Origin of the sequence: Psychrobacter raelei (assembly GCF_022631235.3) — a bacterium.
In the GTDB taxonomy this organism is placed as follows: Bacteria; Pseudomonadota; Gammaproteobacteria; order Pseudomonadales; family Moraxellaceae; genus Psychrobacter; species Psychrobacter raelei.
This window is the reverse complement of record NZ_CP093310.2, coordinates 2,635,574-2,649,953: the sequence shown is the minus strand read 5'-3', so window position 1 is coordinate 2,649,953 and position 14,380 is coordinate 2,635,574. Positions and strand designations below refer to the sequence as shown.

The 14,380-nt window shown below is 45.0% G+C and carries 12 protein-coding genes and 3 tRNA genes; 14 read left to right on the top strand and 1 reads right to left on the bottom strand.

Annotation, left to right across the window (positions count from 1 at the left end; translation table 11 throughout):
- Nucleotides 1-435: 435 nt before the first annotated feature.
- Together MN210_RS11115 and MN210_RS11110 are read left to right on the top strand one after the other, a co-directional pair.
- Nucleotides 436-1,107 (top strand): hypothetical protein, encoded by a 672-nt coding sequence (locus MN210_RS11115; RefSeq protein WP_241878591.1) that lies wholly within the window; start codon nt 436-438, stop codon nt 1,105-1,107.
- Nucleotides 1,108-1,194: 87 nt separating this feature from the next.
- The gene (locus MN210_RS11110; RefSeq protein WP_011961247.1) at nt 1,195-1,704 is read left to right on the top strand and encodes a DUF6586 family protein; all 510 of its coding nucleotides are present in this window, start codon (nt 1,195-1,197) and stop codon (nt 1,702-1,704) included.
- 46 nt (nt 1,705-1,750) lie between these two features.
- Here MN210_RS11110 and MN210_RS11105 read toward each other — a convergent pair whose 3' ends face one another.
- Nucleotides 1,751-2,443, bottom strand: coding sequence for a DUF4442 domain-containing protein (locus MN210_RS11105; RefSeq protein ID WP_241878590.1), 693 nt, complete (start codon nt 2,441-2,443; stop codon nt 1,751-1,753).
- A gap of 219 nt (nt 2,444-2,662) precedes the next feature.
- Here MN210_RS11105 and MN210_RS11100 point away from each other — a divergent pair, with 219 nt between their 5' ends.
- The 12 genes from MN210_RS11100 to MN210_RS11045 all read left to right on the top strand — a co-directional run bounded on the left by MN210_RS11100 (nt 2,663) and on the right by MN210_RS11045 (nt 14,377).
- Nucleotides 2,663-4,108: an McrB family protein gene (locus tag MN210_RS11100; RefSeq protein ID WP_241878589.1), complete on the top strand. Its 1,446-nt coding sequence runs from the start codon at nt 2,663-2,665 to the stop codon at nt 4,106-4,108.
- Nucleotides 4,109-4,215: 107 nt separating this feature from the next.
- Nucleotides 4,216-5,733 carry a 5-methylcytosine restriction system specificity protein McrC gene (locus tag MN210_RS11095; RefSeq protein WP_338412221.1) on the top strand — a complete coding sequence of 506 codons (1,518 nt, stop codon included), beginning with the start codon at nt 4,216-4,218 and terminating at the stop codon, nt 5,731-5,733.
- A gap of 157 nt (nt 5,734-5,890) precedes the next feature.
- A tRNA-Pro gene (locus MN210_RS11090) sits at nt 5,891-5,967 on the top strand.
- Between the two features lie 78 nt (nt 5,968-6,045).
- Nucleotides 6,046-6,122: transfer RNA gene (locus tag MN210_RS11085), tRNA-Arg, on the top strand.
- Between the two features lie 56 nt (nt 6,123-6,178).
- Nucleotides 6,179-6,254, top strand: a tRNA-His gene (locus MN210_RS11080).
- Between the two features lie 248 nt (nt 6,255-6,502).
- Entirely contained in the window at nt 6,503-7,537 is a 1,035-nt protein-coding gene (locus MN210_RS11075) for a hypothetical protein (RefSeq protein ID WP_338412220.1), read from the top strand.
- Nucleotides 7,538-7,768: 231 nt separating this feature from the next.
- Nucleotides 7,769-10,072, top strand: coding sequence for a cytochrome c biogenesis protein CcdA (locus tag MN210_RS11070; RefSeq protein ID WP_338412219.1), 2,304 nt, complete (start codon nt 7,769-7,771; stop codon nt 10,070-10,072).
- A gap of 199 nt (nt 10,073-10,271) precedes the next feature.
- On the top strand, nt 10,272-10,889 hold the full coding sequence (locus MN210_RS11065; RefSeq protein WP_338412218.1) for a DUF3465 domain-containing protein: 618 nt from the start codon (nt 10,272-10,274) through the stop codon (nt 10,887-10,889).
- Nucleotides 10,890-11,041: 152 nt separating this feature from the next.
- A complete protein-coding gene (locus MN210_RS11060; RefSeq protein ID WP_011961240.1) occupies nt 11,042-12,343 on the top strand; it encodes a phospholipase A in 1,302 nt (433 codons plus the stop codon).
- A 145-nt stretch (nt 12,344-12,488) separates the two neighbouring features.
- Nucleotides 12,489-13,097: a ComF family protein gene (locus MN210_RS11055; protein ID WP_227535202.1), complete on the top strand. Its 609-nt coding sequence runs from the start codon at nt 12,489-12,491 to the stop codon at nt 13,095-13,097.
- A 181-nt stretch (nt 13,098-13,278) separates the two neighbouring features.
- Nucleotides 13,279-13,800 (top strand): type IV pilin protein, encoded by a 522-nt coding sequence (locus tag MN210_RS11050; protein ID WP_110817010.1) that lies wholly within the window; start codon nt 13,279-13,281, stop codon nt 13,798-13,800.
- Nucleotides 13,801-13,834: 34 nt separating this feature from the next.
- Nucleotides 13,835-14,377 carry a type IV pilus modification PilV family protein gene (locus MN210_RS11045; RefSeq protein WP_241878574.1) on the top strand — a complete coding sequence of 181 codons (543 nt, stop codon included), beginning with the start codon at nt 13,835-13,837 and terminating at the stop codon, nt 14,375-14,377.
- Nucleotides 14,378-14,380: the final 3 nt, after the last annotated feature.

Genomic DNA, 14,380 nt, shown 5'->3' with positions numbered 1-14,380 from the left:
TATTAAATGAGCTTCAAGCATACTGTTATGAGATAAAAAAAGCTGGCGCTATGCCGGCTTTTTTTGTGCCTAAAAATTATGCTATAGTGACTTAATCCACTCAAAATATATAAACCAAGCTTGATTGACTATTAATTAACCTTTATCAGTGTAAGCTAGCTTTTAGAATATTAACCAAAATGACGACTAGGTTAAGGTGTCTGTATGGTTACTGAGTTAAAATTGTGGACTGAGTTAAAGTTATGGTTAGCCTAGTGATAGGCATTGAATAAATAGATTGAATAAATAGACAGATGCTCGATAAGCTGTTGTTTGATAAATTTTTATACCCTATAGTTTTGGATAATTAGCAATTTTGATTATGTTTGATTTTATTTTGAGGCGGTTATGAAAAAAATTATATTAATAACATCCGCTGTATCCTTAGCTTTGAGTATGCCAGCTTACGCCTCAGAGACGGTGCCAGATTGTGATAGTCTAAATATCATGCTCATGTCGATGAAAGATGGCTTAGATGTTAATGCCAATTGGAAAGTTGCCAGCAGTGTGCCAAATCGCTCAAAGACCGTGAGTATGGGCGATCTGAATAAAGATGCTGATCCAAGCTTTAGCATTAGCTGTCCAGGGTTTAGCGTCACGTATGATGGCAAAGCTCTTAAAATGAAGGCAGACAGCTACAAAGGTATCACTGATCATTTATACAAGCAGCTCAATCGCGGTGTGGATTTATACAATTACCGCTGGTATACCGACCCTAAAGTACGTACTGATTTTAAGGTAGACAAATATAGCTTTGACTTAGAGCGTTTACTGTTGACCGATGGCTATGTCAAGATTCCTGAGGGTAGCCGATTAGGCTCAAAACAATCATTTATTCCCAACTCGGCGGTGATTGCTTATCGTATTAATGGCAGTGAGCTAAAGCCGTTGATGCAAAACAGAGGCGTAAACAGTTATTCATCTGACTTTAAAGCGGCCAAAACCATTGATATTTACCATAAAAACCCAGACATGATAAATCGTGGGTTTGGGATTCAAAGACTGTTTATTGACAAAGAAAAGGGTGTGCTAGAGATTTATAAGAGCTATGATTTTCCGAGTAAATAATGAATCTTGAGTGCGTTTAACTGTCTGCTGCAATAGTATTTTTTATGCTACAGTTATGTTTTAAATAAGTGCCAACTGGGGATGATTATGGCAGACAAGGGCAGAGTGGCGCGCTATCAAGCAGACCGCACCAACCAAAAGTTCTATTTTTGTAGATTGGCTTGTAAACAGGCTGGAGAGACCACTGATAAGCAGCTGTATCAGGCGCACTGTGAGACTGCGATATTTCATTTGCAAGGCGCACTATTGGCCTTTTTACAAGAGTTGGCCTATTTTTATAATTTGGATACCAGTGCCCCGAGTATTGAGTATATTGAGAAGGCTCTGCACAACAAAACCTTAATATCTCCTGAGCTACAGCGTATTAAGCTGTCACTTGAGTCGGGCGTACTGGCTAATATCACTAAAGCTTATCAGCGCTGTCAGTATGCTCCGGCCCCAGACAGCACGGGTATGGACACCTCAACTCATGATTTAATCGTCAATGTGGTGACCTTGTCCAACCAGTGGCTGCCTGATGAGCAGACCATTCGCGAGTGGCGAGGCGAGTTTATGAGCTTGATCGATGAGATGCGCGGCGGAATGGTGGAGTATTAGCCCGTTAACCTGCCGGCTTATTCAGCTAAATCGATCAAGTGGCGCATTATTTTGTAGTAGAGTTACTGTTATCTTTACCTTCACGGCGCTGCTTTAGCTCGGATTTAGGAATCCACGCCCAGGTCATCTCAACAGTAATCGGGGCGCGTTCGCTATCTGATTGACGGTCTTCAATCACACAAGGAATGACCATTTCACCTTTGGCATTGTCCAATATATATTGGCGCTGCTCGTCGCTTAAAGTGGCAATGGCGGCAATTTGACCTGTCTTAATAGGGCGATAGAAATTTACCTCGTAAGATTTGACCAAGAGCACTCTATCTGACGGCAAGTTCACTCCTAATATAAACCCTGTGGCAGTCTCTGCCAATAAAGTTACTGCCACAGCGTGCACCGTGCCAATGTGGTTTTGCACGCCTTTTTTATTGTTTAAGCTGACGACCAATTTATTGGGCGTGACTGTTTCATAGACAATACCTGTGGTGCCCACATAGGGTACAATCTTACTAAAGACTTTGGTTAATACAAAAGACTGAGTGCTGTCAGGAAACCGCTGAACTGTTTTTAGGATTTTGGTAAAAGGGTTGTTCACATCTAAAGGTTGATGCGACGTCTCAGTAGCTTTTAATTGAGCACCTTGTAATGGCAGATTTAGGCGAGTGGCCGCTTTTGTGGCAACTTTGCCCGCGCTTTTGCTAAGGCTTGTGGCTTGCTGTAATAAACTTCCTAACTGACTCATAACGCGTCCTTTCATTCATCGAATGTTGTCATGATAGACAACTGTGGTGTTATACCTTGTGTTTTATTATAGCAAAGCGCTTCACCAACTCTAGGTGACAGTCAGTTCACAAAAATAGGTTGCCGATTAAGTAATTAGCAGGACCATTGTGCTACGGCATTGAGATATGGCTTAATATACAACGCAAATACCGACATCTGATAGTGAGTGAAAGATATTTTGAATGCCCCAATAGCTGCACTGCCCACTGAGCCGACCAACGTGATTTTTACTGGCGTCGCTGGGACAGGTAAGACCTACCGTTTGGTTGAGTTACAAAAGCGCTATGATGACAGCATCGCGGTCTGCTGGGACAGTTGGCGCGTACAGCAGATCAGTCATTATGGCTGGTGTGATGTGGTCTGTGCGGTACTGCTGCTCGAAGATCGGCTGATGACCGTTCCAGAGATGATGCAGCATCCGCTGATTATCGATAAGGCAGCAGCCAATAAGCGCAATGAAAACATCAATCAGACCTTATGGGTACAGCTCAACACGCACACCCATCCTGACTCAACCACAGTCAATAGCGCCCAGCGCTCAGCCAATTATTACTTCGATAAGACCGAAACGAGCCAGTGGTATTTGCTCGATGAGCTAAAACCTATTTTAACGGAGCAGCTGTCTGAGTTACTGTCGTTATATGATGACAGTGCACGCCAGCATTATCATCAGACGCATACAGTTAGCCGTAGCTGCCTAGTCAGTTTCCATCAGTCTTATGGTTATGATGAATTTGTGGAAGGCATTCGGCCGCGTATCAATGCACAGACCGGTCAGATGCAATATGAGATTCAGCAAGGGGCATTCTTGGCGCTGTGTGCTAAGGCGGCAAGTGACCCTGAGCACCGTTACGCAATGCTTATCGATGAGATAAATCGGGCCAATACAGCGCAGGTGTTTGGTGAGCTTATGAGCGTGATTGAGCCGAGCAAACGTGCGGGCGGGGCAACCCCTATGAGTGTGCGTCTGGCCTACTCAGGAAGGCAGTTTATGGTGCCCAGCAACGTAGATATCTATGCCACTATGAATACCCAAGATCATTCGCTCGCTGTGCTTGATATGGCCTTTAGGCGCCGCTTTGATTTTGTCACTTGCTATCCGGATGCCAGCTTGCTTAGCGTATTAAAAGATGATGCAGGAAAAGAGGTTGATTTAGCACAAATGATGCTGAGTATAAATCAGCGATTAACCGCCTTGTGCGGTGAGCAAGCACAATTAGGGCAGTCCTATTTCATGGGTATTGATGACATACGCCAGCTTGCTAAGCGTTTGTATCGCCAGATTGTGCCACAAATCATGGCCTTTATTAGCTTACATAGAGGTGAGGCGTATCTACTACAGAGCCTACATCAGAGCTTGTATGGTGATAACTCTGTGTCCTATAGCTTACTGTATCACCCAGATGCGCTCAACTATGCTGCAGATGAACCTCATGCAAGCCTCTTTGCTGCTGAGGCTTATGAGCAGCGCCATTCGGCCGAATCTGGCTTATTTGCACAAGCCTTTGTGGCGGTGGCGGAAAACCCAAGTTTAAGCCTCGAATCACAATCTATTTATCTCACAGCAGCGCCATATCAGCAGCTATACAGTGTCTCAAGTGAAGACCCCTATGACGCCCGCTAGCTGGCCAAACAAAGACAGTGTTCCCCCAAGCTTAGCACCCAGCGTCTCCAAGCAGTCTTCTGCTAACCGGCCTAGGGTGAATAGGGTTGAGTAGGGTGAATAGTCGAGTGAAAGCAGTGATAAGCTGCTTGGAGCATCAAAGGCTGACGATAGCGGATTTTGAATCTCCCGGTGACTTTAGATATCTTATTGAGCAAGCGTTGCCTTGCTTTCGTATTGAAGTTAGCCGAGGCGAAATGAGTCTGGTTGTGGGTCATTATCTGGCACAACTAGTCTTGCCCAGCGGTGCTTGTCTGGAGATTTTGCCCAAAGTAACAGCGCTGAGTCAGACACAAGATCAGGCGACGTCACAAGCGTTGGCTGAAGCACGTGCCTGGGTGGCACAGATGCTCGCAGATTTGGCTAGTGATGGCTTAGCTAAACCTCTATCTGCATTGAGTATGGGTGTCGTTAATCAGCGGTACCAAGCGGCCTTTTTGCCGTCACCGCCTCTCATTGTAGGGGCAGGCTCGTCATCAAATCAAAACAGCCATTTTAAGGGCAATAGACCTTGGTATGAAGGTGTATTAAAAAAAGCTGAAATGCAGCTAAGGCAAGGGGCGGATATTCTGCCCAGTCGCTATCAGAGCAAAAGCCAAAATCAGCCCAAGGCCCAAGGCAAAATAAAGATGTCTGCCCAGTTAAAAAACAACTGGCATCGGCCGCATTATTTGTACAGTGAGCAGACTGTTTTTGATACTGACAAACGCTTGGCACAATTCTTATTCACGGCTTGGCAGCAGCTGCGTTATCTCCTGCATCCGTCTCAAGTAGACAGCAATTATGCAGTCAGTGCCCACAGTCATAGGCAGCAGCATCTAAATCATAGCCCACACTCTGCCACACCAATAGCTTTGCAGCAGCTAAAAGCACTTGCTGGCGATCAATGGTTGCCGACTTATAAAGCGCTGCAGTCTGAAGCATTAACATGGCGTGCCACGCTTGGTACAAGACAGGCTCAGCTGTTAACACAGGCGCTTGATTGGGCGTGGTGGCTGTTGTCTCATAACTTACAAAGTCAGCCGCCTGACCCAAGTGCTCGCAATAGCACTAGCTTATTGCCAACCGCTGCTTTAATGATCAATATGCAATTTGCATTTGAGCGCTGGGTACTCGGTAAGCTCTCTGTTTGGGTACAGCAAACCTTGCCTGGAAGCCGGCTGATTGTGCAGCCAAGTTTTGAGTGGTTGTATGCCCACTTAGAGGATTCAAACCACTTAGCCTTCGTCTGTGGAAAACCTACAGCGGCTTATCATCTGGTTCAAAGGTTGCAGCCTGATGCCTGTATTTATGACAGCCGTGCTAAGATAACCCATGTTATTGATATAAAATATAAAGCTTTGAGCACAGTACAGCAGGTGAGTGGCAGTGATTGGCAGCAGCTTTATGTGTATCAGCACTATCTAAATAGGCCGCAAGCTTGGCTTATTTATCCCAAAAATAAAAATTTTAACCAAAGGCTTGACGTTTTAAGTAATTTGAACGAGAATAGGCACCCTAATCAGGATGATGCTAAACCGGCATTAAATAGCACGCAAATGAGCGTGATACCGTTTGATGTTCAGCAAGGTGTGATACTGATTTGATCGCTTTATAATAGGAATGACACTTTTTGAAAATAAATTGAAAAAAAGTGTTGACAGAATTAAGGTTTCATCCTATTATATGCACCTCGATAGCGATGACAGAGTTGATTAACAGTCAATGATGATTATCAAAATCGTAAATAAAAAAGTAAGATATCGGAGTGTGGCGCAGTTTGGTAGCGCATCTGGTTTGGGACCAGAGGGTCGTAGGTTCGAATCCTATCACTCCGACCACTTTTTAATAGAGCCTTACAGGCTTTTTTTTATGCTTTAAATAAGACAGTCTTTTTTGTAAGAGTGTCAGCACCATGAGCGCCTGTAGCTCAGTTGGATAGAGCATCTGCCTTCTAAGCAGGTGGTCGCAGGTTCGAATCCTGCCAGGCGCACCATTTACGCCTGTAGAAGTTAAGTACTGCACTTCTCAATACACTCTGTGTTGATTATGGCGGCTGTAGCTCAGTTGGTAGAGCCCCGGGTTGTGATCTCGGTTGTCGTGGGTTCGAGTCCCATCAGTCGCCCCATTATTTCTTATCTTCTCTCATCTGTGCATGATTCTATTTTAGTTAAAAAATCCCTCGTTATATTCTGTTATAAACACTTCAATCGTATTAAAAACTCACTAATCTGACCTACGTCTTGATTGGTTTTTTTGTGTTTGTATCCCCCAATTTTAGTTCATTCGCTTTGTTTGCATTTCGCTAAACAAGGATGCTGCAATTTGGCAATAGTGCTATGATAACCCCATCTATCAAGCATTTGAGATAAAATTATGCCCCAATCTTCAGTTACGATTACGGTGCAAAAAGCATCAGGCGCTGAAGCCAATAATGAGTCAAAACAAGAAGCCAAACAAGCGCCCGTTATTGCCGATGACGAGCAGCTTGGTGTCGCTGATGCGGTAATAAAGCCCCCTGCTAGTAAGGCAGAGCTTTTGGCGTTATATCAGGTAGACGCTTTACCTATCAATAACGCCATACAGCCCAAAGAGCTTGAAAAAGTAGCTCAGCTGCGTGTTGAGCTGTATCAACAACAGCTTAAGCGTACTGAGTTTTTTTATACCGTTAAGCCTGAACTACGTCCCACTTATATGGTACAAGCCCTAAAGCCGCAATTCATTGAATATCAGCAGTTTCAAATGGCGCGTGCGTTAGATCAGCGTGGTTTAATTGATTTGGATAAGACCGATATGATGTGGCAGCAGCTGCACATTGTTGATGACTTGATAGCTGATATTGTTTATTCCATGCCCGCCCAGAATCCTGTAGGTTGGCAGCTGACGTCAGTCAATAAAAACCATTTAAAGCTGCCAACAGTGGGTAGATTAAGAGATAACGATAGCGTTGCTGATCAAGGCAGCCTAAATAGCTACGTACTCAGTCACTTTGGGGTGATGAGCTATACTTATGATCGAGCCTATTTTATTGGTCATGTTTTAGGTTATCTGTTTTGCTGTTATTACCTGGCACATTTATCCATTGCTTACGGGGTTACGCCTTTACCAAGTGATACGGTAGCAGACTATGACTATGCCTCGCTGGATACTGCCAAATTGGTACGCTTATTACACAGCATTGATGTGCACTGTAAGCGCCGTATTTATCAGTTGGCCGTATTGTGTGCCCGCTTGAGCTGCTATCAGCTAGATAAATATATCGAAAAAATGCTGATAGCTGAGGTCAATGAGTTTGACAAAAAACAGCAAATTGATCACTTAGATCTATTATTAAGCCGTGGCATCATGCCTGAAATGCCAGATAGGGTAATACTCCAAGACTTTCCGGGTAGCTTTGGTAAAAAGGACTAAGGTGGGCAGCACGCTCGTAATATTTGTTATACAAATTTATATTGTGTAGTAAGTTAAATGGTCTACAGTCGCAAGTTATCTTTACAATAAATTAGGGTTTGTGTCTAGATATTGAACTCCAAGCAAATAGACTGTCATGACTTATCATTTAAGGGCCTAGATATAGCAACAGGCCGCTTTAAGCGTTAAGTGATAGTGATAAAAAACTCAGTAGAAATAAATAAGGCTTTTATGGCAGATCAAGTGGCAACAAAGATGCAAGCACAATGCTTAAAACTTAAAAGCTCAGACTCAGAGCCTGGGTATTTAGCAGGTATAAAACCCGCCAAGCCAATAGGTCAAAAAATCAAAACCGCCTCATTAGCTTTTGGGTTAAGTCTGGCTGGATTAACCCTGACGGCTGCCTTGCCTGCGCAGGCAGCAAGCTTGGGGGATTTATTTGGCAGTGCTGAAGTGGAGTCTGGTCAGCAAAAATTCTTGAAAGTGGAGCAAGCATTTTCGGTAAAGCCCAGTCAAAGCGGCAATAAAATTACCATTGCCTTGAACATCACACCCAAGCACTATCTTTATAAAGACAAGCTCGGCTTAAAGTTACCTGAAGGGGTGAGCGCCAGTGCCATAAAGTTTTCGCACGTCCCGCAAAGCATAGATGACCCCACTTTTGGTAAGGTTCAGGTGTTTAAGCAGCCTCAAGTAATGGCGACGGCGACGTTGACCAATACGACTGCTGCGGCTATCAATGACGATGTCATAGTTACTTGGCAAGGCTGTGCTGATGCCGGTCTTTGCTATCCTCCGCAAAAAGAAATATTAAGCATAAATCTGCCGCCGACTGTCGCTGCCAAAGCGGCTCCTAAGGTTGACAAAGTAGCCATCGAGCCTGCACAGAGTAGTAAGGTGCCGGCTACCACCAAAGCGCAAATCACACCTCAAGTGGCTCAAGCGGCCGCCGCTACCTCTGCAGCAGTGGCTGAATCTAGCGCGCCAAATAATCAAGTCCAAGCTGAAGCCACGCCGCCAGATCAGTTGGCGGGCAACCAGTCAGATCCCAGTGAGCTAAAAGATGGCAGCGTGATGAATACCGATTTGGTTGCCCCTGCTACGGATAAGGCTGTAGCTGAAGATGAGAGCCTGACTTATTCAGCCGCTGCCAGTGCTGAAGGTAGTGCAGATGCCGATGCAAATACAACTAATGTGAGTGCCGCATTGGTCGGCGATGGGGTGGTGGATCAAGATCCTTTTGGTCTTAGCGAACATCCATGGCTGGCGCTGGGTTTACTATTTTTGGCAGGCTTAGGTCTGGCATTCACCCCTTGTGTACTGCCGATGCTGCCCATTGTCAGTAATATTGTTGCCCGTCAGCACAAGCCCACTGCTAAAAAAGGGCTTATGCTGAGTGGCAGTTACGCTTTAGGTGTGGCGGTTGCTTATGGGATTTTGGGTGCAATCATTGCCATATTTGGTCAACAGCTGGGCATTATCGGCTGGTTACAAAATCCGGTAATCTTATTGGGTTTTGCCGCAGTATTTGTACTACTTGCCTTGTATATGCTTGATGTCATAAGCTTTAGCCTACCCAGCGTGTTACGTCAAAAAACCCAAACATTGAGTCAGTCCGGAGATAAGTATCTGGGCAGTAGCACAGGCAGCTTTATTGCAGGCCTGCTGTCTGCCTTGGTGGTATCGCCTTGTGTATCAGCGCCCTTATTTGGTGCATTGCTCGCGGTCTCTACTATCGGCAATCCACTACTGGGCTTTGCTGCTTTATTTATGCTGGGCTTTGGTTTGTCGGCACCATTAATGCTGCTGGGCATCAGCCAAGGCAACTTAATGCCCAAAGCGGGTGAGTGGATGAACTGGGTTAAGCAAGGTTTTGCTTTATTGCTATTTGCAGTGGCTTTGTTGTTGGTTGAGCGGGTGATTATCCATCCTGGCATGCTGCTGCTGTGGGCGTTATGGTTTATGGTGGTGGCAGCCTGGGCTTGGAGCTGGCATGGCCGCGGTGAGCTATTGACCAAGCCACTTGCCCTATTATTTGGATTATGGGCAGGTGCAACTTTGGTGGGTGCCGCCGCCGGCAGTAACGATGCTTGGCAGCCGCTAAAAGTGTTATCACAAAAGACGCCTATGCCAGTCATGGCGACAGTGCAGACACAGAGCGCCGCTGCAGATGGTGGGTATGGGGTACCAGCCGCCGCACAAAGTATTAAAGATGTGCATATTAATAGCTTAGATGCATTAATTCCTTTGGTACAAAATAATCCTAAGGTCTTGGTAGATGTCACTGCAGAGTGGTGTATCGAATGCCGCATTATGGACAAGACTCTGTTTACCAACCGTCCAGCTGCCATGCAACAGTGGCAATTGGTACGACTGGATGTGACTGAGAGTAATGCGGAGTCTGCTCGTATCTTATCGGAGCTTAAGTTGTTTGGTCCGCCAGCACTGCTATATTTTGTGGATGGTAAATTGCAAATTCAGCAGGTGGGCACCATAGAGCGTGATGAATTTGAGCAGACTTTGGCTAAGCTCTAAGCGTTAACGTCGACAGACTGTCATTAATAAGAGATACTAATCAGTAATAGGCGCCTTATTGTTAAGGCGCCTTGTTTTTTTAGGGAATCAATAAGTCGCAAATTGTAACTATTTTTGTCTATACCTATGCTGGTTTATTACTTGATAAATACATAACATTACACTATATTACTTATCAAAACATAGGTAGGTAGAGTGTGTGAAAAATTATTTACAGCATCGCCGCTTGCTAGCAAGTAGTGGCAAATTACACCTCACGCGCCCATCCTCTGGCTCAGAGCATAAGCTTCCTGCGGCCTTACTAATCTTTGCTTTGGGTTTAGTTATGCTCAGTGGCTGTGAGCCTGAATCTGGTGAAGTGCTGGGTACGCAAGACAGCATAGTGAGTATTAGCCCTATTGAGATAGAGTTGGATTCTAAGAGTCTAGATAGTGCAAATGCCTCAGGCAATAATTTAGCTATGCCTTTGTCGTGTCGCAATAGCTCGATTATCAACGCGTTTAATGCGCAGCAATCTTCAGTACAGGTTAAAGGTTGTGGTCAAGTCACAGCCATCTTGCCTGATGACAATGACGGCAGTCGTCATCAACGCTTTATCGTACAGCTAGATGGGGTGGATGCCCAACACACCATACTTATTGCGCATAATATTGACTTAGCACCTAAGCTTGGGAAGCTAAATGTAGGCGATGATGTACTTTTTTATGGGCAATACGAATATAACCCGAAAGGGGGCGTGGTACATTGGACGCATGCTGATCCCGCTGCCAATCATCAAAATGGATGGATTGAACACAACGATCATCGCTTCGAATAACCTCTAAACCTGCCAAATGTAGCAGGTTTATTTTTTTGCTTACCTAATTAATCTGTCTTTATTGTGTAGCAATGTATTGTTTATAATATAGTTGGTTTAGAGTTTTTTTTAATAGTATAATGGCATTTTTACCATATTCATTAGGAACAGGCATGACAACTTCGCGGCCTTCGACCCAGCTCTTTGCAGAGCCTTCGTCTACTCTTAAAGTTTTAGCGCTTTCTATTACAGCAGCCTGCTGTACTCCAATGCTGGCTATGACTGCTGCGCATGCTGAAAGTGACTCCTCTATGTCTATGTCAACTGCGGATCAGCAGGTGACTGTGGATGATTTTTTGAAGTGTTCAGATTTAAAATTAGCAGCCGCTCGTTTGGCCTGTTATGACAAAGTGACCACAGGGGATCCGATTACTGTAGGCCGTGAGAAAAAACCGCTTGATTTAGCGCAGTCTGTTAAGGCCACTTTTAGTGACTTGCGTCCCACTGCCGTCTTCGCTGATGAGAATGATAAGCGTGAGTTCGCTGAAGAGGCAGAGGGCGATATTATAGATGTCGGTGCGCCTACTGCCTCTGGCAACCTTAAGTTGGCCAAAGCTGGGTTAACGGTGGATGATTTTTCACCCTATACCACCCTAAGCTTGGCTTATGATTTGGATAAAAATAGCGAAAATGGTACGTGGACAGTAAGACCCCATAACCCCATTTACTTAATGCCGTTATACGCTCATTATGATCCTAACCGTAATCCGAAATCACCGACTCAGCCTGAGCCAACGGCCAAAGATTATGGCGATCAATACGATCCTTTAGAGCTAAAAGCTCAAATTTCTTTAAAGACAAAAGTGGCTGAAGATGTCTTTGATACCAATGCAGATGTGTGGTTTGGCTATACCCAGCAAATGCATTGGCAAGTCTATAATGAAGATAACTCGCGTCCTTTTAGAGCCACCGACTATATGCCTGAGATATTCATCACTCAGCCAGTAAAAGCCGATCTGCCGTTTAACGGTCGTTTGCGTATGATAGGCGCCGGTGCCATTCACCACTCAAACGGACAATCTGATCCATTATCGCGCTCATGGAATCGTCTGTATTTAATGGGGGGTGCTGAGTGGGGTAAGCTTAGCGTGATACCGAAAGTCTGGACGCATATTAAAGAGAAAAAATCAGGGGGAAAACGAGGTGATAACCCAGACATTACCGATTACTATGGTAATGGGGAAATCCAAACCCTTTATGACTTTGGTAAAGGTGAAACATTAGCCGCAACAGGTCGTTATAACTTCGATACACAAAAAGGGGCGATTCAATTAGATTATACTCACCCGATTACCCGTGATGTACGCGCCTTTATCCAAGTATTCCACGGTTATGGTGAGTCTATTATTGACTATAATGATGAGACAACCGCTGTGGGTGTGGGTTTATCATTAAACGATTGGAAAGGGCTGTAAGTCTTTCTTGCACTTCACTTGGCAAAGCCCCACGCGTATGATTCCCGCTTACTACCAACTGGGTATGTGGCGGGTACAGTACTTTCAACAAACCTGCTGTGTGTGCCATATCCATTGTAGAGCAATAACCAAAGAGCGCCTTCCTATGAGGCGTTCTTTTTTTTCATCTTTGCTTTGTCAGTGGTGCCATGATGATGTCAGCTGGTTGCCAGATGCGCTGCATCAGCAGCTACCGGTCACGCAATTAGGCGCCAACCACCATTTCGTTATTCAACCTGCCGCTGCACACGTGGGCTACCTACGCTCAGCACTCATTGCATTTAAGTACAAGCAGCAGCTAAGCGCACTGCCGATATTAGTGCATGCTATTCGTCAGTTACCAAGACCACAAGGCTGCCACAGTACAAACAGTGTGATTGTTGCCACACCTACCACAAAGCATCGCTTGGCCACCCGAGGGTTTAGTCCGTTATCTGTGTTGGCTTATTACTTATCACGGCACTGGAAAATTCCGCTTTGGCAGGGCATACACCGTATTGATAAGGCCGGTAGTCAGCAAGGGCTTGATAGACAATCGCGTCAACAAAACATCCTTAATGCCTTTGAAGTGACTCAAGCGGTACCGACTCGGCGCGTTATTTTATTTGATGACGTGGTCACCACCGCAGCGACGTTAACTGCTTTAGCTGTAACTATCAAACAGGCCTGCCCTGAGACACATATCATGGCTTATGCACTCAGCCATGGTCATTAGGGCATCGTTATCTTAATCTAAAATTCGCTCAATTAGGTAATAAGTGCAATTAAATCTATTAATAGTCACTATAAGATGTTAAGTTAAATTTAACTTTTTTATTATAGAGTTTAAAAATTGGATGCAGCAAGTGCTCTAGCGTATTTATTTAAGTTAACACTTAAGTTAAGTGGAAGGTTGCATGCATAGCAATGGCATCCAAGGCTATGGGCTAATCGACATTTTAATAGTCATGACCCTGATTGGAATATTGACCACTGCCGTTTATCCCACCTATCAGCAGCACCACATCAAAGCCAATCGCCTAAAGATGATGTCAGAGTTGCAGCGTTTGGCGGTGCAATTACAGCACCACAAGCTGGTTCAAGGGGATTACCGAAAAGTGCATATGGCACTGCTGTTACAAAGTGCGGGCACCCATGCTCCTGATCATAAAAACAGTACTGCATCCAAGGCTTTGCTGGTGAAGTTTCCCTATACCCATCAGCAGCCCAACAGCGGTAACAGACAAAACTCTCAAGCGCTTTATATAATTTCGCTCACCCCCTTAGACAATGAGGGGTATCTCACCTCTGCTCACTGGCAGCTGATAGCCACCCCAACTGCAGCTGGCAAGATGGCGTCAGATGGTGTACTGAGCCTTAATTATTTGGGTCAGCAGTGTCATCAGCAAAGCTGTAGTAGGGTTCAAGCCATACCTTAAGACGTTCCGTCATCTGATTTAGGAAGAGACAGCGATGCAAAGTGGGCCACCAACGCATATACCCGTATCTAGTCAACAAGGTATGGCTTTCATTGAAGTGTTAGTGGCTCTAGTTTTATTTAGTGTGGCAGCGCTCGGTTATGTTGGTTTGCAGGCACAATCTTTGGCAGCGGTAGATGATGCGGTGATGCGGACACAAGCTTTGGTTATATTAACGGAAGCTGCAGAGCGTATTCGGACTAATATGGGGTGGGTGGCACTAAGGGCGTATCAATTACAGTTTGATGCAGCCACTATTCCAGCTATGACCAGCTGCACTGTAAGAGCGGGCTGTAATGCGACTCAAGTGGTACAAAACGATGTGGCGGTATTACGCCTACAAGCCAAACAGCAAGGTATGACACTTGCCATGCTCGGTTGTCCTGGCCGGTTGTCCACCACTGAAAACTACTGCTTAGTCGCTGCATGGCATGGAACACAGGCTGAATATGTCAGCAGCGAGGTCTTAGACGGCTGCTTACATCTTCAGGGCAATTATCGAGTAGGGTCGGATTGCTTGTATATGGAGGCCTATTAATCC